This window comes from Sphingomonas sp. (assembly GCF_035998645.1).
Classification (GTDB): Bacteria; Pseudomonadota; Alphaproteobacteria; order Sphingomonadales; family Sphingomonadaceae; genus Sphingomonas.
The window spans coordinates 381223-405140 of the sequence record NZ_DASYHL010000005.1; the positions used below are offsets into that span (position 1 = coordinate 381223).

Here is a 23918-nt window from a genome sequence, read left to right on the forward strand (position 1 = left end):
GGACGCGAGTATAGCGCGGGCAGGGCGTTTCAGACAGTCAGAAAATGGCGGATTTCTGCGGGTTAGCGCAGGTGCGAACGCTACGCAGCAGCGCGTTCGGCGTCGATAATGGCTCGCGCAAACGGGACACACTGACCGCACTTCGGCTGACGACCGAGCGCGCGATAGGCCTGACACGCGCTGATCGCTCCGTCACGCGCCGCAGCGCGGACGTCTTTTTCCCGAATGGCATTGCAGACGCAGACGACCATGGAACCCTCTCAATCGCCTAGCCAAGCTAAGGCGAGTGAGAGTGATTCGCAACAGTTATTGCGTGGCGTTCGCAGTTTATCGCGCGAGTACGCCACCCGCCATCGCCTGTGCGCGACCCCGCGCCAGGCTGCGCCACAGCCATTCGAGCGGGCCATAAGCGAATCGCTCGAGCCAGGGCTTGGACCACAGCAGGATCAGCGCCCACACGCCGAGCACGACCAGATAGACCTCCGCCCGCGACAATGCGCCGTACCAGCCCAGGCCATAGCCGTAGAAGAGGGTGGTGCAGATCAGGCTGGTGCCAAGATAGTTGGTGAACGCCATGCGTCCCGCAGCAGCAAGGCGGTCGGTCAGGAACCCGCCCGGACGCATCAGCAGCACGATCAGCGCGGCCCAGCCCATGATCATCAGCGGGCGGATCGGCGTGGTCAGCACCATCGTCGCAGATGTCACCTCGACCAGTCCGAAATCCGATCGGATCATCCACAGCGCGAGCGCGGCATAGACCGGGATGCCGATCCCGAAACCGATCGCGACCCAGCGCCAGTAGCGCCGCCGCTCCCACTGCCCGGTCAGCATGCCGTTACGATAGGCGGCCATGCCGAACAGCATGTAAGCGAGCGTTTCCCAGCCATATTGGATCAGCCCGGCGAGCGGCAGCCACTTGGCTTCGCTGAACCGCTCGACAGCGATGGCCCACCAGCCGCCACGATGCAGCGCGACGTCCTCCGTCAGCCACTCGGTCGAGGGCTGGCCAAAGCCTTGCTTGAGCCCCTCAAACGCCTCAGCCATGCCGGGCTTGCCCGGATTCACCTGAGCGATCGCGGCGAGCATCGGGATGAACGCGCTCACGATGAACTGCACCACCAGCAGGATGCAGCCCACGATCAGCAACGTCTTCACGCGCGCATTGCGAAACAGGAAGGCGATCATCCCGATCAGCGCATAGTGATTGAGGATATCGCCCCACCAGATCGCCCAGAGGTGGAGCAGGCCAAAGACCAGCAGCCAGATCATCCGCGCATAATGGACCTTGGCGGCGCTCTCACCCTTTGCGGTCGCGCGCTCGATCACCAGCAGCGTCGACGCACCGAACAGGAAGGAGAAGAGGCCGCGCATCTTGCCGTCGAACAGAACGAAATTGCCGAACCATACGCCCAGATCGATCCCCTCGGCGCCGCCATAGGCCGCCGGGTTGAAATAGGCCGCTGGCGGCATCGAAAAGGCGATGATGTTGAGCAGCAAAATGCCCAGCACCGCGACCCCGCGAACGGTGTCGAGCGTGAGATGGCGGTCACCCGCCATGGTCGTCGCCATGAAATGTCTCCCCCCGTGTTGCCCGAGGAATACACTTACTCGTCGGCGGGCGCCAGTCGTGTCAGAGCCAGGACGCCGTCTCCTCGAGCGGTTTTCTCTGCAGCGCGTGAACCGGAATCGTCGCATCGGGCGCGGCGTGGCCAACCGCGACGATCATTACCGGCTTCTCGGCGTCCGGTCGCGCGCAGACAGTTTTGAGGAACTTCATCGGATTGGGGGTGTGGGTGAGCGTCGCCAGCCCCGCCGCGTGGAGTGCGGTCAGGAGCAGGCCGGTCGCGATGCCGACGCTCTCGGTCACATAGTAGTTCTGAAAGTCGTCGCCCGACTTGAGACCGCCCCGCCGCTGACCGAAGATAACGATCAGCCAGGGCGCGATCTCGAGATAGGATTTGTCGGCATCGGTGCCGAGCGGGGCAAGCGCGCGAAGCCACTCCGTACCTGCCTTGCCCGCGTAGAATTCGCGTTCCTCCGCCTCTGCCCCTGAACGGATCGCGGCCTTGCCCGCCGCGCTTGCGACCACTGCAAAGTGCCATGGCTGATGGTTGGCGCCGCTGGGGGCGGTTCCTGCGGCGCGGATCGCCCATTCGATCGCTTCGCGCGGGACCGGCGTATCGGCGAAGGCGCGACACGAGCGGCGGGTGATCATCGCGTCGTGAAACGCGCGGGCGGCGGCGATGCGCTGTGCGTCGTCGAGGTCGGGATAGGGGCGCCAAGCGATTGCAGGGACGTCAGGCATCGACGCGCAGCTCCTTGCGGATCATCAGCTTCAGGCCCGACCAGACGTCATCCACTGCGCACACTTTCACATCGACCAGCCCGAGGGGCAGCGCGACTTCGCGGATCGTGTCCTCGGTGATGTCGGTTTCCACCTTTGCCGCCTTTTTTGGCCAGGAGACCCAGACGAACCCGCTGGGCGCGATGAGCTGGCGCAGTGCGCCGAGTTCGCGGGCCAGCGTCGCGCGCTCGGTGACGAAGATATGCGCCGCGTCGATCCCGGTGCAGGGTGCTGCGAGCACCTCAAGGCCGAGATCATCGACCTGCGCCTCGGCCCGGACGCTGGCGGGCATATCGGCGATGAACAGCCGCATCCCGGGCTTGAAGCCGAGCTTGTCGGCGAGCGGGGTGGTCGAATAGCCGGCGGTCATGGGTCCCTCCTGCGGGTCGAAGCGGTGAGAAGGTGCCAGATTGGGGGCGCGGAGGAAATGGGGCGCAATGAGGTTGTCGAACGCCATGTCATTCGCAAGAATGCCGACATGTCGATCCTGCTCCTAGTCGCTCCGGCGCTCGCTCACGCCATGTCGCCATATGCATCGGCGCAGGAGGCGAACGAGAGGGCCGATGATCTGATCCACGCCGATCTTCCGCTCTTCCTTCACGACGACGAGAAATACCCAAAATATGTTTCGGATGGGGAGGGCGACAATTGGTCTTTTGGGTGCGCTACACGTGTCCGTTGGGGCGACTGGAAGTTCAGCGATCCTCAGGATGCCGAAGCCGAACACTGGTACCGCTTCACCAACTACGGTGTCTTCCACTGTTATGCGATGACTACCGATGCCCATGAACGTACCGAACTGAAAGAAGGTCTGGTCGAATATTCCTTCTTTGTGCCGATCGGGACAACGCGGGTTGGCGAGCGCATGGTCGAACTATGGGCGATCCAGTCCGGTAGCCGACCCGGAAGCAGCTACCGACTCCTCGCGCGCGAGCCCGACGGCAAGATGATCACGCGATTCACGATGCTTCAGCAAAATTGCCCGGGCCACGCGGTGCGCGAGGCCGGGAATCTCGACATTTCGGGCACGCGATACTGCGCAATCAATTCGCGACTTGAGCTGTTCAACCTTGCCGAAGCGATGGCGCAATTGCCACCGCTCGGCATGATCGAGCATGTCGGCGGCCCGATTGACCCCGCCGACTGACGGCGTGCGTCACGCCATCGCGGCGTCGGGACCCATCAGCGCAGGGAAAAAGCCTTCGTGCGCCGTGCGCAGATCGTCGATCGTCACGCACCAGTCGCCTTCGTCGAGCTCGAAGATCAGCCGGTCCTTGATCGTGCGGCCCATCGGGTCGGCGGGAACGTCGGCGGCGGCGGCGGCGCTGAGGAATTCGGTCAGCGCCTCATCCGGCACGGTGACGATGTAGAGGCCCTGATCCTCGCCGAAGAAGCTGCCGGCGATGCCGAAGGGCTGGGCCTGGTCGATCGTCGCGCCGATGCCGCTGGCGAGCGCCATTTCGGCGAGCGTCACCGCCACGCCGCCGTCCGAAACGTCATGGACCGCGTTGACGAAGCCGCGCGTGATCATGTCGCGGACGAAGTCGCCAGTGCGCTTTTCGGCCTTCAGATCGACCGGCGGGGGCGGGCCTTCTTCGCGACCGTGGATTTCGCGCAGCCAGATCGACTGGCCGAGATGGCCTATTCGCTCACCAACTGCGATGATTGCGTCGCCGGTTTCCTTGAAAGCGATCGTCATCGACTTGGACCAGTCGGCGAGGATGCCGACGCCGCCGATTGCGGGGGTGGGGAGGATCGCCGAGCCGCCGCCGGTCGCCTTGCTCTCATTGTAGAGCGAGACGTTGCCCGAAACGATCGGGAAGTCGAGCGCGCGGCAGGCGTCGCCCATGCCCTCGAGGCAGCCGACGATCTGGCCCATGATCTCGGGCCGCTGCGGATTGGCGAAGTTGAGGCAGTTGGTGACCGCGAGCGGGGTTGCGCCGACGCTGGTGAGGTTGCGCCATGCCTCGGCAATCGCCTGCTTCCCGCCCTCGACCGGATCGGCGAAGCAATAGCGCGGGGTGCAGTCGGTGGTCATCGCCAGCGCCTTGTCGGTGCCGTGCACGCGGACCACGGCAGCGTCGCCGCCGGGGCGCTGGACGGTGTCGGCGCCGACCATGTGGTCATATTGCTCCCAGATCCAGCGCCGCGAAGCGATGTCGGGCGAGCCCATCAGCTTGATGAGGTCAGCGGCGATGTCGGTCGACTCCGGCTCGTCCGACAGGTCGGCGGGCTTGGGGGTCGCGACGTGCGGGCGATCGTAGAGCGGCGCGTCATCGGCGAGCGGGGCGAGCGGGATGTCGGCTACGACATCACCCTTCCACTTCAGCACCATGCGGCCGGTATCGGTGACGGTACCGATGACCGCGAAGTCGAGTTCCCATTTGCGGAAGATCGCCTCGGCGAAATCCTCGCGGCCGGGCTTGAGCACCATGAGCATCCGCTCCTGGCTCTCCGACAGCATCATCTCATACGGCGTCATGCCGGTTTCGCGCTGGGGGACATTGTCCATCACCAGCTCGATCCCGACGCCGCCCTTCGACGCCATCTCGACGCTGGACGAAGTGAGGCCCGCCGCGCCCATATCCTGGATCGCGACGATCGCATCCGACGCCATCAGCTCAAGGCACGCCTCGATCAGCAGCTTTTCGGTGAAGGGGTCGCCGACCTGGACGGTCGGGCGCTTCTCATCGCTATGCTCGTCAAAGTCCGCCGAGGCCATGGTCGCGCCATGGATGCCGTCGCGACCGGTCTTGGAGCCGACATAGACCACCGGATTGCCGATGCCTGCGGCCGCGCTGTAGAAAATCTTGTCGGTTGCGGCGACGCCCACGGTCATCGCATTGACCAGAATGTTGCCGTCATAGGCCTTGTGGAAGTTCACTTCCCCGCCGACGGTCGGCACGCCGACGCAATTGCCGTAGCCGCCGATGCCGTGAACCACACCGGAGATGAGGTGCTTCATCTTCGGATGATCGGGGCGGCCAAAGCGCAGCGCATTCATGTTGGCGATCGGACGCGCGCCCATGGTGAACACGTCGCGCAAAATGCCGCCGACGCCGGTCGCTGCGCCCTGATAGGGTTCGATGTAGGATGGGTGGTTATGGCTCTCCATCTTGAAGATCGCCGCCTGCCCGTCGCCGATGTCGATCACACCCGCATTCTCACCGGGACCACAGATCACCCAGGGGGCCTCGGTCGGTAGCTTCTTCAGATGGATGCGGCTCGATTTGTAGCTGCAATGCTCGGACCACATCACCGAAAAGATGCCGAGTTCGGTCAGGTTCGGCTCGCGCCCCATCGCGTGCAGGACGCGCTCATATTCCTCGGGCGACAGGCCGTGCTCGGCGACGATTTCGGGCGTGATCTGAGTCATGGTCGCGCGCATAGCGGGGCCGCGCGGGTTCGTCATCCCCTTGCGGCCAGCGATCGTTCAGGCGGCTCGTGCGTTTTGGGGGCCATGGCTACGATCCTGTCCCAACCGCGAGAGCGCGCAGGCGGTGCGGCAGCAGCGGCCGCGCTGACCGTCGCACTTGGCGCGCTGCTGGTCGCGGGGCTGGCGGTGCGCGCGCAGGTGGGGGAGGAAGGGGACGGAATGGCGCTGTTCCGCGTCGCCCCCGATCCACCGCCGCCGCCGACGGTGATCCGAGCGCCGCAGCGCGACACGCGACCCGAGGGGGAGGCGGCTCCGCCCAATCTAACGTCTCGGGCCACGCCGATTGTCGCCCCGAAGCCCGTGGTGGCGTTACCCGTGCCTCCACCCCCGCTGCCGGTCGCAGAGAAGCCTGCGGACAGCAATCAAGCGACCAGCGGGGCAGCGGACGTGCCGGGACCGGGGAGTGGCGCTGGTGGGCGAGGCGATGGCTTCGGCGCGGGCGGTCGGGGAGACGGGCGCGGTGCCGGCGATCCCGACACCACCCCACCGCGCTGGATACGCGGCAGCATCCGCGATTCGGACTATCCCGACGATCTCGCCGATGCCGGCATCGGGGGCCGGGTAACCGTGCTCTATCTGGTCGAAGCGAACGGTCGGGTCAGCGATTGCGATGTGGTGGGGTCGAGTGGGGTCGGCCGCCTGGATGCGCTGACCTGCCGCCTCATCCGAGAACGCTTCCGCTTCCGCCCGTCGCGTGATGGCGCGGGCAAGCCGGTGCCGGCGCTGATCCGGGAGAGCCATGAGTGGGTGTTCGAACGGCTGCCGCCTGAGGAATGAGCGTTGCTGACGGCCCCGAACGATCGGCGATCAACGTTTGCGGCCCAGCCTTCGCAATAGCCCACCCTTAGTCATCGCTTCCATCGGCGATTCATCCCCCGCGTCGAGAATCTGGTTCTCCGCCAGCCACTCCTCGACCGCGCTGAGGTCGGGAACCTCATAGGGTCGCAGCGAGCGGCCGGTGCCGCGCAGTCCGTCGACCGCGGCAACCAGCGAGCCCTTGTCCGCAATCGCCGCCGCCACGGTCAGCGAATCGGTGCCGAGATGCTCGGCGAGCAACCCGTCGCGGATTGCGGCGATGCGGGCCGCTTCCTCCGGCGTCCCCGCCGCAAGCGCGACGTCGCATTCGGTGTCGAGGCCGAGCGAGCGGTTGTTGAAGTTGGACGAGCCGATGCGCAGGAACCGGTCGTCGACCACCAGCACCTTGGCGTGAACATAGATCGCCTCACCCGCGGTTGTGTACGGATGGTAGATGCGCAGCCGCCCGTGCGGGTCGCGCTGTTTAAGCGCCTGGAACAGCCGCGCGCGGGCGGTGTCCATCGCGCTCTGCTCCAGCCAGCCATCGGCGCGGCGCGGATTGACGATCACGAATTCCGGGCCGTCAGGCTCGGCAAGGCGCTTGGCAAGCGCCTCGGCAATGCGGCGCGATGCGAAATACTGGCTCTCGGCATAGATGAAGCGGCGCGCCGTGCCGATCAGGTCGAGGTAGAGCTTCTCGATCTCCTGCACCGGTGCCTCGCCGTTCAACTCGGGCTGAGTGCGCGCGACCGCGACGCGGATATCGGTGAAGTCGGGGGTCAGCTTGTCGGGCCAGCATTCATGCTCGACCTGCGGGCGGTCGAGGCGATGCCCGCCCGCGCGGTGCCAGCGTTCGCGGCACAGGTCGCCGAGCATGGCGGCGGCGGGCCCCTGAATCGCCGTCGTCGCGTCGTGCCAGGGCATATAGCGATCGCCACCCGGATTGACCCGGCCATCGTCACCGTCGGCGTGCGCGCGCGTGTCCCAACGGCCCAATGTCATGTCGATCCCTCCGCAAAAGGCGAGGCAGTCATCGATCACGACGATCTTCTGGTGATGCGAGGCGCCGGTGGGATGGGTCGCGTCGAGTTTCAGATGGATCCGCTTGGCGAGCTTCCACTTGATCAGCGTCTGCAGCGTGCGTCCGCGCAGGATCGAGGCGATGGCACCGACATCCCAGCGCAGGATATGGACGTTCAGCTCGGGCTTGCGCCGCACCAGCCAGGTGATGAAGGCGCCGACTTCGCGCGGCGCCTCGGGATGATCGGGCGGATCGTCATGCGTCAGCAGGATGCGCGCATCAAAGTCCCAGCCGATCAGCATGATCTGCTTTTCTGCGCGCAACATCGCGGCGCGGGCGGTGCGGAAATAATCCTCGGCGTCGACGATGACCGACAGTCGCGACGCCTGCGCGGTGCGCCAGCAATTGTGGCCAGGCTCAAGGAGCAGCGAGTCGTCTGAGCCGGCGGACATGGAGGGATCGATACCTTCACATGCGCGAAAGGTCACGCGTTCACTGGACTTTAGCGAAGCGCTTGGTAACCAGACGCCATGGACACGAATCCGGTTTCAAGCCCCCAGCGATTGATGCCGATCCAGGCCCGCTGGCAGTGTGACCTCAGCGACGACTCGCTCAGCTGGAGCGACGGCGTCTATGACCTGTTCGGCCTTCAACGCGGCGCGCCTGTGACGCGCGAGGCGGTGGTCGCGATGTATTCAGCCGAGTCGCGAGAAGAACTGCGACGGCTGCGCGAAGTGGCGATTGCCGAACGTGGCAGCTTCACCTTCGAGGCGAAGATCCGCCGTCCCGATGGCCAATTGCGGTGGATGCGGGTGACGGCGGATGTGGCGGTCGAGGACGGCGTTCCGCGCTACCTCTATGGCACCAAGATCGACGTGACCGACGAGATCATCGCGTCGTCGCGCATGTGCGCCTGACGCAGTCCGCCACTTAGCCGTCGGAAGCCGCGCTTGAGCCGCTAGCCGACGTCCCTGGGTCCGGCAGCATCTCGACCAGATTGGTCTGAATCCACTCGACAAGATCCTCCGCACGGCGCGCCGTTTCGATGCCCAGCGGGGTCAGGCTGTATTCGACATGCGGCGGAACCACGGGCAGGCTGCGCCGCGCGACCAGCCGGTGCGCCTCAAGCTGCTGTAGCGTCTGTGCGAGCATGCGTTCGCTGATCCCCCGAATCCGCCGGCGTAGCGCGCTGAATCGCAAGGTCCCCGGCTGTAGCGCGACCAGCACGAGTAGCCCCCAGCTGCTGGTGATCTGGCGCAGGATCATGCGGCTCGGGCATTCGGGCGCGAACACGTCCCCCCGGGCAAGCATATCGGCCATGCGGAGAGGATCGGACATTTTTACACTAACCTTTTCGTGCGTACTTACGTTGGGTAAGTGCTCGATTAGATGGGTGCGGTCAACATTCCATATGAAAGGAAAGACGGATGTTCGCCGTAACCGGAGCCTCTGGCCAATTGGGCCGCCTGGTCATCGATGCCCTGCTCGACCGGGTTGCACCGACCGAAATCGTCGCGCTGGTGCGTTCGCCCGATAGCGTGAGCGATCTTGCGGCCAAGGGCATTCAGGTCCGCGCATTCGATTATGACGCGCCGGAAACCCTAGCGCCTTCACTGGCCGGCGTTACGCGGCTGCTGCTGATTTCGGGCAACGCGGTCGGTAGCCGCGTTCCCCAGCATGACGCCGTGATCGCTGCGGCAAAGGCTGCGAGCGTGGCGCTGATCGCCTATACCAGCCTCCTCAACGCGGATCGCTCGCCGATGCTGCTCGCGGCGGAGCACAAGGCGACCGAAGAGATGCTGGCGGCAAGCGGGGTCGACCATGCGCTGCTGCGCAATGGCTGGTACACCGAAAACTATCTGATGGGTGCGGGCGCGGCGATTGCGCATGGCCTGCTGCTGGGCAGTTCCGGTGACGGCATCGCATCGGTTGCGGCGCGGGCCGACTATGCCGAGGCTGCGGCGGAGGTGCTGCTGCGCGGGCTGACCGGGACGTTCGAGCTGGCGGGAGATACCGGGTTCACGCAAGCTGAACTTGCCGCCGCGCTGGCCGAGATTTCGGGGAAGCCGGTCGTGTATCAGAACCTGCCGCAAGCGGACTATGCGGCTGCGCTGGAGCAGGCGGGCCTTCCCGGTCCGTTCGCGGCGGTCCTTGCCGACAGCGATGCGCGGGCAGGGGAGGGCGCGTTGTTCGACGATTCGGGCACGTTGAGCCAGTTGATCGGGCGCTCGACGACGCCGTGGCGCGAGACGATCGCGAAGGGTCTGGTGGCCTGAATTTGAACGCGCCGGGTCGGGCGGGGAGTTAGAGGATTTCCCGCACCCGCTCCGGCGGTCGGCCCAGCCGCACGCCCTTGTCGGTTTCGACCAGCGGGCGTTCGATCAGGATCGGGTCGGCGGCCATCGCAGCGAGGATCGCGTCGTCCGACGCGTCCTTGAGCGGCTTCGCCCCGGCCTCCGCCTTGCGCAGCCCGTCGCGCGGGGACATGCCGCCCTTGGCATAGAGCCGCGCCAGTTCGTCGCGCGTGGGCGGGGTCTTGAGATACTCGACCACCGTCACGTCGGCACCGGCGTCCTGAAGGATCGCCAGCGCCTCACGCGACTTGGAACAGCGCGGGTTGTGCAGGATGGTGGCGTTCACGCCTCGTCCTGCTTCGCCAGCCACTCCTCAAGCCACTTGATCGTATAGTCGCCCTGCTGGAATTCCGGCACGTCGAGCAGCGCCTGATGCAGCGGGATGGTCGTCTTCATCCCGTCGCCTTCGATCACGAACTCTTCGAGCGCCCGGCGCAGGCGGCGCAGGGCGCCCTGACGGGTCGTGCCATACACGATCAGCTTGGCGATCATGCTGTCGTAGTATGGCGGGATGCGATAGCCCGAATACAGCCCGCTATCGACGCGGACGTTCATGCCGCCCGGCGCGTGGAACTGCTTCACCAGTCCCGGCGAGGGCGCGAAGGTGCGCGGATCTTCGGCATTGATGCGGCATTCGATCGCGTGGCCGCGGAACTGCACGTCTTCCTGACGCAGCGTCAGGCCATGGCCCTCGGCAACGCGGATCTGTTCGCGGACGAGATCGAGGCCGGTGATCGCCTCGGTCACCGGATGCTCGACCTGAAGGCGGGTGTTCATCTCGATGAAGTAGAACTCGCCATTCTCCCACAGGAACTCGATCGTCCCTGCGCCGCGATAGCCCATATCGGCCATTGCCTTGGCGCAGATGTTGCCGATCCGCTCGCGATCGGCCTGGCCGAGCACGGGGGAGGGGGCTTCCTCGAGCACCTTCTGGTGGCGACGCTGCAGCGAGCAGTCGCGCTCGCCCAGATGGATGGCGTTGCCATTGCCGTCGCCGAACACCTGGATTTCGATGTGGCGCGGATTGCCGAGATATTTTTCGAGATAGACGGTGGCGTCGCCGAACGCGGCCTTCGCCTCGCGGCCGGCCTGCTGCATCAGCGTCTCGAGCTCGTCCTCGGACGTGCAGACCTTCATGCCGCGACCACCGCCGCCCGATGCGGCCTTGATGATCACGGGATAGCCCGCCTTGGCGGCAATCGCCTTGGCTTCCTCAAGGTCGCTGATCGCGCCGTCCGACCCGGGGACGAGCGGCAAGCCGAGCGCGCCAGCGGTGCGCTTCGCCTCGATCTTGTCGCCCATGGTGCGGATATGTTCGGGCTTCGGCCCGACGAAGATCAGGTTATGCAGCTCGACGATCTCGGCGAACTTGGCATTCTCACTGAGAAAGCCATAGCCAGGGTGGATCGCGTCGGCGCCGCTGATCTCGGCGGCCGAGATGATGTTGGGGATGTTGAGATAGCTCTCCGCCGCAGCCGGCGGGCCGATGCAGATCGCCTCATCCGCCAGACGCACATGCATCGCGTCGGCATCCGCAGTGGAGTGCACCGCGACGGTCTTGATCCCCATCTCATGGCACGCGCGATGGATGCGGAGGGCAATCTCGCCGCGATTGGCGATCAGAAGTTTCTTGATCTCGGGCAAGGCGCGTTACTCGACGACGACGAGCGGCTGGTCGAACTCGACCGGCTGGCCGTTATCGACCAGGATCGCCTTGACGGTGCCGCCATGCGGCGCAGCGATCGGGTTCATCACCTTCATCGCCTCAACAATCAACAGCGTGTCGCCGGCCTTGACCGCCTGTCCGACTGACACGAAGGCCTTCGCGCCCGGTTCGGCGGAGAGGTACACCGTGCCGACCATCGGCGACTTGACGGCATTTTCATGCGCCGGGGTGATCGAAGCAGGGTCGGACGGCATAGAGGCTGGAGCAGCAGATGCGGCCGATGCTGCCATCGGCGCAGGCGCGGCATAGGCGACCGGTGCGGCGCTGACCTTGCGCGCGACGCGGACCTTGCGATCGCCGTCCTCGACTTCGATCTCGGTCAGGTTGGTGTCGTCGAGCACGGCAGCAAGCTGGCGCACCAGCTCGATATCAACGTGCATCCCCTTTTTGTGTTCTTCGCTCATGCGACCTCGAATAACTTGACGCGCGCCCTTTCCCCAAGGGCGCGCAGGAAAACGCGGCTAATAGTCAAGATGGACCGGCTTGCAAACCGGTCCTGGGTCAAAGGCGGGCCGCAGCCTCGAGCGCCAGCAGATAGGAAACGGCGCCGAAGCCCGCGATGGTCCCCTTTGCCGCGCGTCCGACATAGCTCAGATGCCGGAATTCCTCGCGCGCATGGGGGTTGGACAAATGCACCTCGATCACCGGGGTGCGGATCGATTTGATGCAATCGTACAGCGCGATGCTGGTGTGGGTGAACGCACCGGCATTGAGCAGTACCGCCTTTGCCCCGCGCGCCTGTGCCTCGTGCATCCAGTCAACCAGATGCCCCTCATGATTCGACTGACGCAGATCGACGGTCAGGTCCAGGTCGCGGGCGCGATCCTCCAGCATCTCGGCAATGTCGTCGAGCGTGTCGGAGCCGTAGATGTCCGGCTCGCGCGTGCCGAGCAGGTTCAGGTTTGGGCCGTTGAGGACAAAGATGGTGTCGGCCAATTCGCTTCCCCCAGGAATTTGCGGCCCGCATTTGAGCCTTGCGCCGAACTCCCTATATCGCGGCGCAGCGAAAGGACCAGCATGACTCACACCGACGGGACGATCACGATCACGGTCAATGGCGAGCATCGCCGCGTTGCAGCCGGGATCAGCCTTGCCGATCTGGCGAACGAGCTGGGGCTGGTGCCCGAGAAGGTGGCAGTGGAGCGCAATCTCGAGGTCGTCCCGCGTTCGACGCTGGATCAGGTCGTGGTCGAGGATGGCGACGAGATCGAGATCGTCCATTTCGTCGGCGGCGGCGATCATGACGATAGCTGGACCGTTGCCGGGCGGACGTTCAACTCGCGGCTGATCGTCGGGACCGGAAAGTACAAGGATTTCGCGCAGAATGCGGCGGCGGTCGAGGCTTCGGGGGCGGAGATCGTCACCGTTGCGGTGCGGCGCGTCAACGTCAGCGACCGCAATGCGCCGATGCTGACCGACTTCATCGATCCCAAGAAGATCACCTACCTGCCCAACACTGCCGGCTGTTTCGATGCCGAAAGCGCGATCCGCACGCTGCGGCTGGCGCGTGAGGCGGGCGGATGGGATCTGGTCAAGCTGGAGGTGCTGGGCGAGGCGAAGACGCTCTACCCCGACATGGTTGAAACGCTGCGCGCGACCGAGGTGCTGGCCAAGGAAGGGTTCCTTCCGATGGTCTATTGCGTCGACGATCCGATCGCGGCGAAGCGGCTGGAGGATGTCGGCGCGGTGGCGATCATGCCGCTGGGCGCGCCGATCGGCTCGGGGCTGGGCATCCAGAACCGCGTGACGATCCGCCTGATCGTCGAGGGCGCGAAGGTGCCGGTGCTGGTCGATGCCGGGGTCGGAACGGCGAGCGACGCGGCGGTGGCGATGGAGTTGGGCTGCGACGGCGTGCTGATGAACACTGCGATCGCCGAGGCGAAAGACCCGATCATGATGGCGCGCGCGATGAAACTGGCGGTCGAGAGCGGGCGGCTCGCCTATCGCAGCGGGCGGATGGGGCAGCGGCGCTATGCCGATCCGTCGAGCCCGCTGGCGGGGTTGATCTAAGGCCCAGGGTTCCCCCCTCAAATACGCCGTTTGTGCTGAGCTTGTCGAAGCACCATTCCCGCGCTCTGTGAGGATGGTGCTACGCTCTTCGACAAGCTCAGGGCAAACGGGGAGAGACTGATCCAGCGCGGTGCCAAGCGCTCACATCTTCCCCACCAGCCACACGGTGAACCCACCACAGCTCGCATCCTCGCTGACGTGATTCACGACAGTCAGCCCGCTTTCGGCAAGGATCGCGCGATATTCGGCGGGGGACAGGCTGGCGTGGTAGAGGTCTTCGCCCTCGAACTCGCCCATCGCGACGCCGTTGGCCGGGCCGGTGTTGAACAGCGCGACGCCGCCCTTGCGCAACCATACGCTCATCCGGCGGATCAGCTTTTCCTGCCGCTCGACCTCAAGATGGAACAGGCTGCACCAGGCGACGATGCCGTCATAGGCCGCGCTGTCGCCGCCGAAGCGCATCATGTCCGCCTCAATCCATGTGTGGCGTGAAAAGCGCGTGCGGGCGAGGTGGATCAGCGTGGTCGAGGTATCGACCCCGGTGAGGTGGTGCCCCTGATCAACCAGAAAGCGCCCAACCGGCTCGCCGCCGCCACAGCCGAGGTCGAGCAGTTCGGCCCGGCGCGGCAGCATGCGCTCGAAGCGTTCAAGCCACGTCCGCTCGGGAAAACTGTCCCGTCGCGCAGCGTCGAACGCCGCAGCGTGGCGCTGATAAAGCTCGACAATCCGGTGCGGCATCGTCCGAACCTCCGGGAGAATGGCCGAAATTTCGGAACTCTTCACACGGTCCGACGGTTGATCAGGAAATCCCAACCCCGAGCCAGTGGAGACTATCATGGGCGAACTCGTCGACAAGATCAAAGGCAACGTCAACGAAGCGATCGGCAAGGCCAAGCAGCAGAGCAATGACCCCGAGACGCGCGCCGAGGGTGCCGCTCAGGAAGGCAAGGGCAAGGCCCAGCAGTTCGGCGGCAAGGTCAAGGGCGCGCTGGGCGACGACATCTGATCGATCGAATCCAACGTTTAACCGATTTGGGGCCGTTTTCTTCGGGAAACGGCCCTTTTTCGTGGGCGAATCGAATCGACTCCTGTGACGATTCGAGTCATCACATCGTTCCGGGCCGGGACTAACCCCGGCATTGTCAGCCAGCCGGGGGGCTCGACGCCAATGAACGCCGTTACTCAGCAGCCTGTTCTGCCTTTTGCCAGGGGTGACTGGCGGATCGAACCGCGTGGCAGCGTGGGTAACGCGCTGGCCGACGCGCGCCGCCGCTGTGCTCTGTCGATCGAGGACATTGCCGCGCAGACGCGCGTGCCGATCCGTTACCTCGCCGCGATTGAGGCGGAGCGGTTCGACGAGATTCCCGGCGTGATCTACATCAAGGGGTTTGTGAAAGCGTTCGCCCGCGCGGTGGGGCTATGCGAGCGCTGGGCGGTCGACGCGGTTAGCGCCTTGCTGGCGGCTGGCCTGAAGGCCACCCGCGCCTGATCGCTACCCCCGAATTGCCGTGATCGTGGTCGCTGGGCTGATGACCTCCACATCGGTCTTCAGATGCAGCAGGCGAACCCCGCGCTCAGCCAGCGCACGGTCGAGCGCCGGGGCGAACTCTTCGGTGCGCTCGACCGTGTCGGCCCAGCAACCATAAGCACGGGCAAGCGCCGCGAAATCGGGATTGTGCAGCGTGGTGCCCGACAGGCGCGCCGGGAACTCTCGCTCCTGATGCATGCGGATCGTGCCATAGGCGCCATTGTCGATCACCAGCACCAGCATGTCCGCGCCATGCTGGACCGCAGTTGCCAGCTCCTGCCCATTCATCAGAAAGTCGCCGTCGCCCGCGAGCGCAACCGCCAGCTTGTCCTTGCGCCGCAGCGCGGCGGCGACGGCGGCGGGGGTGCCATAGCCCATCGCGCCAGCGGTCGGGGCGAGCTGCGATGGCTGCGCGCCATAGCGCCAGTAACGGTGCCACCAGCCGGAGAAATTGCCCGCGCCATTGCACACGATCGCATGGTCCGCGTCGATCCGCTCTCGCATCGCCGCAACGCACTGGCCGAGGTCTAGCGCAACGCCGTCGCGCGGCTTTGGCGTGGACCAGTCCTGCCACTCGGCATGTGCGTCGGCACAGGCGGGGCGGGGAGTTGAGGGCGCATCGGCGGCCGCCAGCATCGCGGCAAATTCGAATACCGGCGCTGCGATGCCGAGGTCGGCGCGATAGACGCGGTTGAGTTCGCCAGCGTCGGGGTGGACATGGATCAGCGTCTGGCCGGGATGGTCCGGGGTCACCAGCGTATAGCCATCGGTGGTCGCCTCACCCAACCGAGCGCCAACGACCAGCAGCAGGTCGGCCGCCTTGATCCTCGCGACGAGCTTGGGATTGGGACCGTAGCCGAGATTGCCCGCCCAGGCCGGCGAGCTGTTGGGGATCGCGTCCTGCCGCCGGAACGCGCCGGCGACCGGGATGCCCCAGCTGCGCGCGAAGCTGTCGAACGCTGCGCCGGTGGCGATATCCCAGCCCGCGCCGCCGACGATCGCCACCGGGCGCTCGGCAGTGCGCAGCAGGTCGAGGACGTCGGTGAAATCCTCCGGGTCGAGGCCGGCGCTGTGGCGGGTCAGGCGCGGACGGTCGAGCGTCTCCGCCACATCGAGCAGCATGTCTTCGGGCAGGGCGACGACGACCGGGCCGGGACGACCGCTGATCGCGACATTCCACGCGCGCGCGACATATTCGGGGATGCGCGCAGCGTCCTCGATCCGCGTCGCCCATTTGGCGAGCGGGCCGAAAAACGCGGGGAAATCGACCTCCTGAAACCCTTCGCGGTCGCGCATCCCTCGGTCGACATCGCCGATGAACAGGATCATCGGGATCGAATCCTGCATCGCGACATGCACGCCGATGCTGGCATTGGTCGCGCCGGGGCCGCGGGTCACGAAGCAGATGCCGGGCTTCCCCGTCATCGCCCCGTCGGCGCACGCCATGAACGCCGTGCCGCCCTCTTGCCGACAGGTGACCAGATCGACCTGCGGCACGTCGTGCAGCGCGTCGAGCACCGCGAGGAAGCTCTCTCCGGGCACGTGGAAGATGCGGTCGCAGCCCTGGGCCACGAGGTTATCGACCAGGATGCGGCCGCCGTTGCGCGTGTTCGTCATCGTCGCACCTTGCCGCCGCGACAACGCGAAGTCGAGCCGGTTACGGCTTGTCGGCGTAGCGCGCCTTCAGCATCGCCCAGGTTGCACGCAGCCCCATCGCATCGCCGCCCTTGGGTCGCCCCGGCTTGCCAACGGGCCGCCATGCAAACAGGTCGAGATGCGCCCAGGCGATGTCCTTAGGCACGAAGCGGCGAAGGAACAGCGCGGCGGTGATCGGCCCGGCGAACGGGCCGTCGGGGGCGTTGACCATGTCGGCGATGTCCGACTTCAGCATCTCGTCATAGCCGTCCCACAAGGGAAGCCGCCAGAGCGGGTCTCTCACGCCATCGCCTGCGTCGAGCATCGTGCCCGCCAGCGCATCGTCATTGGCGAACAGGGCAGGGAGATCGGGGCCGAGCGCGACCCGCGCCGCGCCGGTCAGCGTCGCGAAATCGAGGATCAGGCCGGGCTTGCCCTCGACTGCCTTGGTCAACGCATCACCCAGGATCAGGCGCCCCTCGGCATCGGTGTTGGTGTTCTCGACCGTTAGGCCCTTGCGGGTGCTCAGCACATCGCCGGGGCGGAAGGCGTTGCCCGCTACCGAATTCTCGACCGCCGCGACGAGCAGATGCAGCCGCACCGGCAGCCGCTGCGCCATGACAAGGCCCGCCAGCGCGATGGCGTGTGCCGCGCCGCCCATGTCCTTCTTCATCAGCCGCATGCCGGCGCTGGGCTTGATGTCCAGCCCGCCGGTGTCGAAACACACGCCCTTGCCGACCAGCGCCAGCCGGGGATGCTTCGGATCGCCCCATTCCAGTTCGATCAGCCGCGGCTCGCGCCCGCGCGCGGCCGCCATGCCGACGGTGTGGATCATCGGATAGCCCTGCTCGAGCGCATCGCCGCGCGTGACGGTCAGCGTCGCGCCATTAGCTTTGGCCAGCGCATCGACCTCGGCCTCAAGCTCCGCCGGCCCCATGTCTGAGGCGGGGGTATTGACCAGATCGCGGACCTTGAAGGTCGCGGCGGCGAGGCGCAGCGTTTCCTCGATCCGCCCCGGCTCACCGGTCAGCAGGACGCGGGGGCCCTGCGCAGCGTCATCCTTGCGGTAGCGGTCGAAGCGATATTGCGCGAGCACCCAGCCGAGCATCGCTGCGCCGGGTTCGCCGGTCGCAAGGCGATAGGTGCCCTCTGGCAATTGCTCGCCGAGCGAGGCGATGCGGAATGGCGAGCTCTCCGCCTCGTCGCACACCAGCAGCATCGCCCAATCCTCCGGCCCCTCGCCGGGAAGCACGGCGCGGTTGCCCGCCTTGCCGGTCAGCTTGTGCGCGCTGATCGCGGTGCGGATGCGCGGCGGCTGTCCCTTGAGCCAGTCCTGCCACTGGTCGGGGTGGACAACATGAATGGTGCGGGCGGTCTGGCCGCGATCGGGCTGAAGCAGCATGGAGAGATCGGTCATCACCGCTGATCTAGGACGGTGATCGGGGGACGGCAACTAGCGGGCGAGCCGCGTCGTTGGCGCGGTGCAGCGCTCCATCGCTCGATCGATCATCGCGACCAGCCGGTTGCGGCTTTCCGCAAGGCGGGCGGGGTCGAGCCCGCGCTCCTGCGTCTCAAAATTCACATAGGGCAGGCCGCGCAGCAGCGCATAGTTGGACAGCGATCCGTCGCTGACACTCACCCGCTCAAACACGACGTTGAAATCGGCCAGCGCCAGCGCCTTGCCGCACCACGCCGAATAGGGCGAGCGGCCCGAGCGATAGGCGACATAGGCGAGGCTGTCGTCGTCATCGAACGGCCATGCCCGGCCCTGTGACGCGTGCGGCTGCATGACGTCGTCGCAGAAGCGGATCGACACCTCGCCACGTCCCGGCGGGTCGGACTGGTTGCAACGCGAATTGCGCGTGTCGAAGCCGGGCGAGTTGGTGTGCAGCGCGATGATCGGCAGCGCCCCGCGCCGCACATCGGCGAGGATGGTGTTGGCGTAGAGCGGCGTGCCGTCACGGAAATTGCGATTGGGGTCAATCGGCCCGCCACGATCGACTGCCGCGTTCCGGCGACGGCCATCCTCGGCAATCCCCGAATCGACGACGATCATCACCCCGCCATAGGCGCGCACCCCGGCCAGCCCCGCCTCGAACCCGGCATTTTCGTTGTCATGCGGCACGAACCACAATGGCCCGCGCGGCTTGTTGACATTGACGATGCGGAAAAGCCGCCAAGTCCCTCTTTCTTCTTGAAATTCGATCTTCGTGACCGACAGCCCGCGCCACGTCGCGGGGTCGCCGTGACGGGCGAAATCGTCGTCGTTCAGCGTCAGCGGATCGACCGCCTCGCCGCGCACACCCGAGTCCGGCGCGATCCCGGTGAGGGCAAGCCAGACCGGAAGGGCAAGGAGTAGGCGCCTCATTCAGGCAATCGGCGCGCCGTAGAGGTCGTGCTCGTCGGCGTCCTCGATCTCGACGCGGACGATATCGCCCTGCTTGAGATGTCCGGCGTCGCGCAGGAACACCGTGCCGTCGATCTCGGGCGCGTCAGCCTGTGACCGCGCATTCGCGCCGGCGCCGTCGACCTCGTCGACGATCACCTCAAGCGTGCGTCCGACCTTTGCCTGCAGCTTGGCGGCACTGATCGCGGCGGTCTTGGCCATGATGCGGGCGTAGCGTTCTTCCTTGACCTCTTCCGGCACCGCGCCGGGCAGGTCGTTGGCGGCGGCACCCTCGACCGGTTCGAAGCGGAACGCGCCGACGCGGTCGAGTTGCGCCTCGTCCAGCCAGTCGAGCAGATACTGGAAGTCTGCCTCGGTTTCACCGGGGAAGCCGACGACGAAGGTCGACCGGATCGTGATGTCCGGGGCGATCTCACGCCATTTGTGGATGCGCTCCAGCACCTTTGCCTCGTTCGCCGGGCGGCGCATCGTGCGCAACACGCTGGGTGCGGCATGCTGGAACGGGATGTCGAGATAGGGGAGGATCAGCCCCTCGGCCATCAGCGGGATGACCTGGTCGACATGCGGGTAAGGGTAGACATAGTGCAACCGCACCCATGGTGCGATCCTGCCCAACTCGCGGGCGAGGTCGGTCATGTGCGGCACGACCTCCGCGCCCTTCCACATCCGCGGTTCCTTGCGGATGTCGACGCCATAGGCCGAGGTGTCCTGGCTGATCACCAGCAGTTCCTTGGTCCCCGCCTCGACCAGCTTCTCCGCCTCACGCAGGATCGCGTCGGGCCGACGGCTGACCAGATCGCCGCGCAGCGCCGGGATGATGCAGAAGGAACAGCGGTGGTTACAGCCCTCGCTGATCTTCAGATAGCTGTAATGGCGCGGCGTGAGTTTCAGCCCGCCTTCGGGAACCAGGTTGAGAAACGCGTTGGGCGGCATCGGCGCGGCATCGTGGACGGCACCGACCACTTCTTCATATTGATGCGCACCTGTCACCGCCAACACATTGGGAAAGCGGGCGCGGATGACTTCGGCTTCCTTGCCCATGCACCCGGTGACGATGACGCGGCCATTCTCCGCAATCGCCTCGCCGATCGCTTCGAGCGACTCTTCCTTGGCGCTGTCGAGAAAACCGCAGGTGTTGACCAGCACCACGTCGGCACCGGCATAGTCGGCGGACATGGCATAGCCATCGGAACGGAGCTTGGTCAGGATACGCTCGGAGTCGACCAGATTCTTGGGACAGCCGAGCGACACCATGCCCACCTTCGGGGCTTCGGGGAGTCGCGTTGCCATGATCGGTCGGCGACATAGGCGATTTTGCGAAAAAAGATAGGGGCGGGGGTGATCGCCCAGCTTCGCGGTGTCGGAACTTGTCAGTTGTTGTCCGGGCAGGGAGCGGTCAGACTTTCCCGGCCTTGTAAGTGCGTGTCTTTTAATCTCGGGGCTGCGGCCCCGCGCATTGGACGCAAATGCCATGATCCGGATCGGGCAGTACGGGAATTGGGCAGCAGGTGCGCTGGTCGGCATCGCGGCGTTGCTTGCGCACCCCGCCGCAGCGCAGGGCAACGGTCGCGTTCCCGTTCCGCCGGATGGCGTCGCCGCCTTCGAAGCGGGCGAATATGGCAAGGCAGCGGGGATCATCATCCCGGCGTTTGAAGCCTGTCGCGCCGCACAGTCCCACGGCGCAGCCTGTACGGACCTTGCCAAGGCGGTCGCGTTGCTGGTCGCGGTGGCGGGAAATGCGAAGACCGAACCGACCATTCTGACGGCGCAGGACTATATCGATACGCGCGTGGGGCGGGAGACCGAGGATGCTCTCGGAATGCTCGCCATGCTGTCGAGCTATTATGACCGCGTGCTGGACATGGCCAAGTTTGGTGCGGTCGCCGAGCGCCGCTATGCGCTCGCCCGCAAGCTTCATGGGCCAGTCGCGCGCTCGACGGTGCTGGCGGCCGTCTCGCTTTGCGTTGTTCAGTGGAATCTCGGCAAGGGGCAGGCCGCGGTCGAATTGATGACCCCGCTGCACGGCAAGCTACCCGAAAAGACGCCCGAGGAGATGGAGCTTGCCGGTCGCGTCTATGACTGCACCGGCACCGCCTATTATTCTATGGATCAGAATCGCGAGGCCGAGATCGCATTCCGGCGGGCGCTAGCGTTGTTCGAACGCGCGGAGGGGCAGCAAGGCGGCAAGGCGATCGACGTGATGGCGAGCCTTGCCAACACCCTGAGACGGCTTCGCCGTGACGGCGAGGCCCTCGCGCTGGCCAAGCGGGTAGAGGGCCTTGCCAAGCCCGGATCGGAAGTCCTGTCCCATATCGACTGGGCACGTGCGCCGACGAGCGATCCGCTAGAAGCTGCGCGTGCCGAGTTTGCGCAGGCGGAGGCGCGCTACGGCGCGAAGTCCCCGGTGACCGATATGGCGGGCGCAAGTTTCGGGATCGCGCTGATCGAAGCAGGGCGGTTCGCTGAGGCCGAACCCTATATCGCGCGGCTCGACGCGGCGGCCGGCAATCCCGCCATTCCGGCGTCGGTTCGGATCAAATTGCTGATCGGGCGGATCGCGATGATCACCACGCAGGACAAAGGCCGGTTCGATCGTGCGTTACCGGTGATCGAGCAACTGGTGGCGGTCGCCAAGCGCTCCGAGGCGGGCAGCGACAAGTTGTTGATCGACTTCCAGATGTACGCCGGCGCATTGCTGAACGCGCAGGCGCAGCCTGCACGTGCCTATCCCTATCTCTCCGACGCCGGGCGGCTGCTGCTCGAACGGATTGCGAGTTATCGCGATTTCGATGCGGCTGCACAGCGCGAAACCCGCGAATACGCACCCGTCTTCAAGTTCAAGGTCGCGACTGCGTGGCGGCTGGCGCAGCGGTGATGACGTCTCTGGTCTTTGCCGAATCACCGCCCTAACATGGTTACAGAAAGGTACCCATTTGAATGGGGCTGGTGGGGCGGGTGCAGGCACCGAACATCATGCTGACGATCCTTCGTCAGCCAGCCGCGCGGATCGTGACGATCACGGGCACGCTGTTCATCATCGTCGCTTGGGTGACGGTGATCTGGCAGATCATGGAGGATCGCGCCGCTGCGGCTGAGGCGGCGGTACGCGAAAACCGGGGGCGAGTGGTCGCATTCGGTCAATATGTGAGCAAGACGCTGGAGGCCGCGGAACTTGCCACGGTATATCTTGATCAACGCTATGGGGAACAGGCGCGCGCACAGGAAGCTGCGAGCCCGCGCCAGATCGTCCTACCGCGTTACTTTGATCCGGCGATTGTCGGTGCGCAAATTGCCGACGCGGATGGCAATGTTCGCTTCAGCGCCGGGGACGGCGAGCCCCCAGATTTGAGAAGGCTTCGCGTCTTTCGTGACTTACGTGACACGCCGGGGCGCGAGCGTGCCATTTCAGATCCCATTCTGCGACGCCAAACCGGCGAAACCGTGCTGCTGATCGCCCGGTCGCTTCGCGATGAGCATGGGAAGTTCCGGGGCATCGCGGCGGTGGAGATTCCTGCGCAACGCTTGGTCGATTTCAACGTCGGGCTCAATTATCGGGCGGCAGACCTCATCTCGATCATCTCGCTGAAGGGCATGACCTTGGCCCGACGCGAAGGCAGCAGGGTGACCTGGGGGCAGAACGTGCAGTTTACTCTGGTCATGCAGCGCCAGCTGGCGAACCCGATGGGGGATTATTGGGGGCCGAGCGTGCTCGACGGTGAGCGGAGGCTGTTCAGCCATCAGCGGCTTTCCAACTACCCCATATTTGTCACATCTGGCGTAGGTGAGGCGGATGTGCTTGCCCCGGCTGCGCGCCGGGCGGGCTGGTTCCTGAGCTTCGCCACCGCGTTGACCTTGGTGGTCGGCGCGCTGCTCGTGCTCTACTTCCGGCACATCATCAATCAGGAACAGGCACAGCGCCGGATCGATATGATGCGCAACGAATTCGCACATTCCGCGCGCGTGTCGTCGCTGAGCGAGATGGCGGCGGGGTTGGCGCATGAGCTCAATCAACCACTGACCGCGGCGTCGAACTATCTGGCGGTGGGCGAACTGATGATCCGGGGTGACGGGACGCGCGAAGGGGTTGCGTCGCAGCTCCATCAGGTACGCGGCCAGATCGCCCGCGCGGGCGACATCATCCGGCGCATTCGCGACTATCTGTCGAAGGGGAGTGCGGAGTTGCGCGTCGAGCTGCTCGATCCGGTTATCTACGACGCGATCGAACTGGCCCGTGGCGGCAATGCCGGGCCGCGCGCGCGCATCCTCTATTCCGGTGGCTATGGGCAGACCCGCGTGCTGATGGACCGGATCCAGATCCAGCAAGTTCTGGTCAATCTGATCCGCAACGCCGAAGAGGCGCTGGCCCCGTTGCCGGCCGATCGGCGGGAGATCCGGATATCATGCGACATCCTTCCCAATGATATGCTCGAAATCCGGGTGGAGGATGACGGCCCGGGCTTTCCCGACAGCGTGCTCGAGCAGTTCAATCTGCCATTCATCTCGACCAAGGCCGAGCACGGGCTGGGCATTGGCCTGTCGATTTGCCGACGAATCATCGAGGTGCATGGCGGCGAGTTGAAAGCGTGGAACCGCGGGCAGGGCGCGACGATCAGCATCACCGTGAAACGTGAAAGCGCGCTTCCGACGCTGGATTGACGGACC

At 65.5% G+C, this 23918-nt stretch carries 25 protein-coding genes; 9 read left to right on the top strand and 16 right to left on the bottom strand.

What is annotated here, in order from left to right:
• Positions 1–80: 80 nt before the first annotated feature.
• The 4 genes from VGN66_RS15450 to VGN66_RS15465 form a co-directional block, all read right to left on the bottom strand.
• The gene (locus VGN66_RS15450) at positions 81–251 is read right to left on the bottom strand and encodes a (2Fe-2S)-binding protein (RefSeq protein ID WP_224919999.1); all 171 of its coding nucleotides are present in this window, start codon (positions 249–251) and stop codon (positions 81–83) included.
• A gap of 76 nt (positions 252–327) precedes the next feature.
• Positions 328–1569 carry a DUF418 domain-containing protein gene (locus VGN66_RS15455; protein WP_327519705.1) on the bottom strand — a complete coding sequence of 414 codons (1242 nt, stop codon included), beginning with the start codon at positions 1567–1569 and terminating at the stop codon, positions 328–330.
• Between the two features lie 61 nt (positions 1570–1630).
• The gene (locus tag VGN66_RS15460) at positions 1631–2305 is read right to left on the bottom strand and encodes a nitroreductase family protein (RefSeq protein WP_327519706.1); all 675 of its coding nucleotides are present in this window, start codon (positions 2303–2305) and stop codon (positions 1631–1633) included.
• Positions 2298–2714: a hypothetical protein gene (locus tag VGN66_RS15465; protein WP_327519707.1), complete on the bottom strand. Its 417-nt coding sequence runs from the start codon at positions 2712–2714 to the stop codon at positions 2298–2300. Before VGN66_RS15465 ends, VGN66_RS15460 begins: the two co-directional genes overlap by 8 nt.
• 108 nt (positions 2715–2822) lie before the next feature.
• Between VGN66_RS15465 and VGN66_RS15470 the strand changes: the two genes are divergently transcribed.
• On the top strand, positions 2823–3491 hold the full coding sequence (locus tag VGN66_RS15470; protein WP_327519708.1) for a hypothetical protein: 669 nt from the start codon (positions 2823–2825) through the stop codon (positions 3489–3491).
• A 9-nt stretch (positions 3492–3500) separates the two neighbouring features.
• Here the strand turns inward: VGN66_RS15470 and purL are convergent, their stop codons facing one another.
• Positions 3501–5720, bottom strand: a complete 2220-nt coding sequence (purL, locus tag VGN66_RS15475; protein WP_327520280.1) for a phosphoribosylformylglycinamidine synthase subunit PurL — start codon at positions 5718–5720, stop codon at positions 3501–3503.
• Positions 5721–5804: 84 nt separating this feature from the next.
• Here purL and VGN66_RS15480 point away from each other — a divergent pair, with 84 nt between their 5' ends.
• The gene (locus VGN66_RS15480) at positions 5805–6557 is read left to right on the top strand and encodes an energy transducer TonB (protein WP_327520281.1); all 753 of its coding nucleotides are present in this window, start codon (positions 5805–5807) and stop codon (positions 6555–6557) included.
• A gap of 30 nt (positions 6558–6587) precedes the next feature.
• Here VGN66_RS15480 and VGN66_RS15485 read toward each other — a convergent pair whose 3' ends face one another.
• A complete protein-coding gene (locus VGN66_RS15485; protein ID WP_327519709.1) occupies positions 6588–8048 on the bottom strand; it encodes a phospholipase D-like domain-containing protein in 1461 nt (486 codons plus the stop codon).
• 114 nt (positions 8049–8162) lie between these two features.
• Here VGN66_RS15485 and VGN66_RS15490 point away from each other — a divergent pair, with 114 nt between their 5' ends.
• On the top strand, positions 8163–8513 hold the full coding sequence (locus VGN66_RS15490) for a PAS domain-containing protein (protein ID WP_327519710.1): 351 nt from the start codon (positions 8163–8165) through the stop codon (positions 8511–8513).
• 13 nt (positions 8514–8526) lie between these two features.
• On the opposite strand, the gene VGN66_RS15495 is transcribed toward VGN66_RS15490, so the two are convergent.
• Positions 8527–8934: a helix-turn-helix domain-containing protein gene (locus VGN66_RS15495; RefSeq protein WP_327519711.1), complete on the bottom strand. Its 408-nt coding sequence runs from the start codon at positions 8932–8934 to the stop codon at positions 8527–8529.
• An 89-nt stretch (positions 8935–9023) separates the two neighbouring features.
• On the opposite strand from VGN66_RS15495, the gene VGN66_RS15500 reads away from it, so the two are divergent.
• Positions 9024–9872: an NAD(P)H-binding protein gene (locus VGN66_RS15500; protein WP_327519712.1), complete on the top strand. Its 849-nt coding sequence runs from the start codon at positions 9024–9026 to the stop codon at positions 9870–9872.
• Between the two features lie 28 nt (positions 9873–9900).
• On the opposite strand, the gene arsC is transcribed toward VGN66_RS15500, so the two are convergent.
• The 4 genes from arsC to aroQ form a co-directional block, all read right to left on the bottom strand.
• Positions 9901–10236 (bottom strand): arsenate reductase (glutaredoxin), encoded by a 336-nt coding sequence (arsC, locus tag VGN66_RS15505; protein ID WP_327519713.1) that lies wholly within the window; start codon positions 10234–10236, stop codon positions 9901–9903.
• Positions 10233–11594: an acetyl-CoA carboxylase biotin carboxylase subunit gene (accC, locus tag VGN66_RS15510; protein ID WP_327519714.1), complete on the bottom strand. Its 1362-nt coding sequence runs from the start codon at positions 11592–11594 to the stop codon at positions 10233–10235. Before accC ends, arsC begins: the two co-directional genes overlap by 4 nt.
• A 6-nt stretch (positions 11595–11600) precedes the next feature.
• Complete coding sequence (gene accB, locus VGN66_RS15515; RefSeq protein WP_327519715.1) at positions 11601–12080, bottom strand: acetyl-CoA carboxylase biotin carboxyl carrier protein; 480 nt, start codon at positions 12078–12080, stop codon at positions 11601–11603.
• A 97-nt stretch (positions 12081–12177) separates the two neighbouring features.
• Complete coding sequence (gene aroQ, locus VGN66_RS15520; RefSeq protein ID WP_327519716.1) at positions 12178–12612, bottom strand: type II 3-dehydroquinate dehydratase; 435 nt, start codon at positions 12610–12612, stop codon at positions 12178–12180.
• 81 nt (positions 12613–12693) lie between these two features.
• On the opposite strand from aroQ, the gene thiS reads away from it, so the two are divergent.
• On the top strand, positions 12694–13686 hold the full coding sequence (gene thiS, locus VGN66_RS15525) for a sulfur carrier protein ThiS (RefSeq protein ID WP_327519717.1): 993 nt from the start codon (positions 12694–12696) through the stop codon (positions 13684–13686).
• A 141-nt stretch (positions 13687–13827) separates the two neighbouring features.
• Here thiS and VGN66_RS15530 read toward each other — a convergent pair whose 3' ends face one another.
• Positions 13828–14424 (bottom strand): class I SAM-dependent methyltransferase, encoded by a 597-nt coding sequence (locus tag VGN66_RS15530; RefSeq protein ID WP_327519718.1) that lies wholly within the window; start codon positions 14422–14424, stop codon positions 13828–13830.
• A 97-nt stretch (positions 14425–14521) separates the two neighbouring features.
• On the opposite strand from VGN66_RS15530, the gene VGN66_RS15535 reads away from it, so the two are divergent.
• Positions 14522–14692: a CsbD family protein gene (locus VGN66_RS15535; RefSeq protein WP_327519719.1), complete on the top strand. Its 171-nt coding sequence runs from the start codon at positions 14522–14524 to the stop codon at positions 14690–14692.
• 162 nt (positions 14693–14854) lie between these two features.
• Entirely contained in the window at positions 14855–15175 is a 321-nt protein-coding gene (locus VGN66_RS15540; RefSeq protein WP_327519720.1) for a helix-turn-helix domain-containing protein, read from the top strand.
• 3 nt (positions 15176–15178) lie between these two features.
• Here the strand turns inward: VGN66_RS15540 and VGN66_RS15545 are convergent, their stop codons facing one another.
• Genes VGN66_RS15545 through rimO form a run of 4 tightly spaced genes read right to left on the bottom strand, consistent with a single transcriptional unit; the run spans position 15179 to position 20546 of the window.
• The gene (locus tag VGN66_RS15545) at positions 15179–16831 is read right to left on the bottom strand and encodes a thiamine pyrophosphate-binding protein (RefSeq protein WP_327519721.1); all 1653 of its coding nucleotides are present in this window, start codon (positions 16829–16831) and stop codon (positions 15179–15181) included.
• A 40-nt stretch (positions 16832–16871) separates the two neighbouring features.
• Complete coding sequence (locus VGN66_RS15550; protein ID WP_327519722.1) at positions 16872–18266, bottom strand: leucyl aminopeptidase family protein; 1395 nt, start codon at positions 18264–18266, stop codon at positions 16872–16874.
• 36 nt (positions 18267–18302) lie between these two features.
• Positions 18303–19217 (bottom strand): hypothetical protein, encoded by a 915-nt coding sequence (locus VGN66_RS15555; protein ID WP_327519723.1) that lies wholly within the window; start codon positions 19215–19217, stop codon positions 18303–18305.
• Positions 19218–20546 (bottom strand): 30S ribosomal protein S12 methylthiotransferase RimO, encoded by a 1329-nt coding sequence (rimO, locus tag VGN66_RS15560; protein ID WP_327519724.1) that lies wholly within the window; start codon positions 20544–20546, stop codon positions 19218–19220.
• A 181-nt stretch (positions 20547–20727) separates the two neighbouring features.
• Here rimO and VGN66_RS15565 point away from each other — a divergent pair, with 181 nt between their 5' ends.
• Both VGN66_RS15565 and VGN66_RS15570 read left to right on the top strand, forming a co-directional pair.
• Positions 20728–22131: a tetratricopeptide repeat protein gene (locus tag VGN66_RS15565; protein ID WP_327519725.1), complete on the top strand. Its 1404-nt coding sequence runs from the start codon at positions 20728–20730 to the stop codon at positions 22129–22131.
• Between the two features lie 98 nt (positions 22132–22229).
• Positions 22230–23912 (top strand): ATP-binding protein, encoded by a 1683-nt coding sequence (locus VGN66_RS15570; protein WP_327519726.1) that lies wholly within the window; start codon positions 22230–22232, stop codon positions 23910–23912.
• Positions 23913–23918 lie beyond the last annotated feature (6 nt).

Bases quoted from the DNA above. Each gene is read 5' to 3' on its own strand.
- VGN66_RS15535 (WP_327519719.1), top strand. From the start codon at position 14,522: ATGGGCGAACTCGTCGACAAGATCAAAGGCAACGTCAACGAAGCGATC.
- accB (WP_327519715.1), bottom strand. From the start codon at position 12,080: ATGAGCGAAGAACACAAAAAGGGGATGCACGTTGATATCGAGCTGGTG.
- VGN66_RS15540 (WP_327519720.1), top strand. From the start codon at position 14,855: ATGAACGCCGTTACTCAGCAGCCTGTTCTGCCTTTTGCCAGGGGTGAC.
- VGN66_RS15485 (WP_327519709.1), bottom strand. From the start codon at position 8,048: ATGTCCGCCGGCTCAGACGACTCGCTGCTCCTTGAGCCTGGCCACAAT.
- VGN66_RS15490 (WP_327519710.1), top strand. From the start codon at position 8,163: ATGCCGATCCAGGCCCGCTGGCAGTGTGACCTCAGCGACGACTCGCTC.
- VGN66_RS15550 (WP_327519722.1), bottom strand. From the start codon at position 18,266: ATGACCGATCTCTCCATGCTGCTTCAGCCCGATCGCGGCCAGACCGCC.
- VGN66_RS15500 (WP_327519712.1), top strand. From the start codon at position 9,024: ATGTTCGCCGTAACCGGAGCCTCTGGCCAATTGGGCCGCCTGGTCATC.
- VGN66_RS15455 (WP_327519705.1), bottom strand. From the start codon at position 1,569: ATGGCGACGACCATGGCGGGTGACCGCCATCTCACGCTCGACACCGTT.
- VGN66_RS15555 (WP_327519723.1), bottom strand. From the start codon at position 19,217: ATGAGGCGCCTACTCCTTGCCCTTCCGGTCTGGCTTGCCCTCACCGGG.
- VGN66_RS15480 (WP_327520281.1), top strand. From the start codon at position 5,805: ATGGCTACGATCCTGTCCCAACCGCGAGAGCGCGCAGGCGGTGCGGCA.
- rimO (WP_327519724.1), bottom strand. From the start codon at position 20,546: ATGGCAACGCGACTCCCCGAAGCCCCGAAGGTGGGCATGGTGTCGCTC.
- VGN66_RS15495 (WP_327519711.1), bottom strand. From the start codon at position 8,934: ATGTCCGATCCTCTCCGCATGGCCGATATGCTTGCCCGGGGGGACGTG.
- VGN66_RS15565 (WP_327519725.1), top strand. From the start codon at position 20,728: ATGATCCGGATCGGGCAGTACGGGAATTGGGCAGCAGGTGCGCTGGTC.
- VGN66_RS15460 (WP_327519706.1), bottom strand. From the start codon at position 2,305: ATGCCTGACGTCCCTGCAATCGCTTGGCGCCCCTATCCCGACCTCGAC.
- purL (WP_327520280.1), bottom strand. From the start codon at position 5,720: ATGACTCAGATCACGCCCGAAATCGTCGCCGAGCACGGCCTGTCGCCC.
- thiS (WP_327519717.1), top strand. From the start codon at position 12,694: ATGACTCACACCGACGGGACGATCACGATCACGGTCAATGGCGAGCAT.
- VGN66_RS15470 (WP_327519708.1), top strand. From the start codon at position 2,823: ATGTCGATCCTGCTCCTAGTCGCTCCGGCGCTCGCTCACGCCATGTCG.
- VGN66_RS15530 (WP_327519718.1), bottom strand. From the start codon at position 14,424: ATGCCGCACCGGATTGTCGAGCTTTATCAGCGCCACGCTGCGGCGTTC.
- VGN66_RS15450 (WP_224919999.1), bottom strand. From the start codon at position 251: ATGGTCGTCTGCGTCTGCAATGCCATTCGGGAAAAAGACGTCCGCGCT.
- VGN66_RS15465 (WP_327519707.1), bottom strand. From the start codon at position 2,714: ATGACCGCCGGCTATTCGACCACCCCGCTCGCCGACAAGCTCGGCTTC.
- VGN66_RS15545 (WP_327519721.1), bottom strand. From the start codon at position 16,831: ATGACGAACACGCGCAACGGCGGCCGCATCCTGGTCGATAACCTCGTG.
- VGN66_RS15570 (WP_327519726.1), top strand. From the start codon at position 22,230: ATGCTGACGATCCTTCGTCAGCCAGCCGCGCGGATCGTGACGATCACG.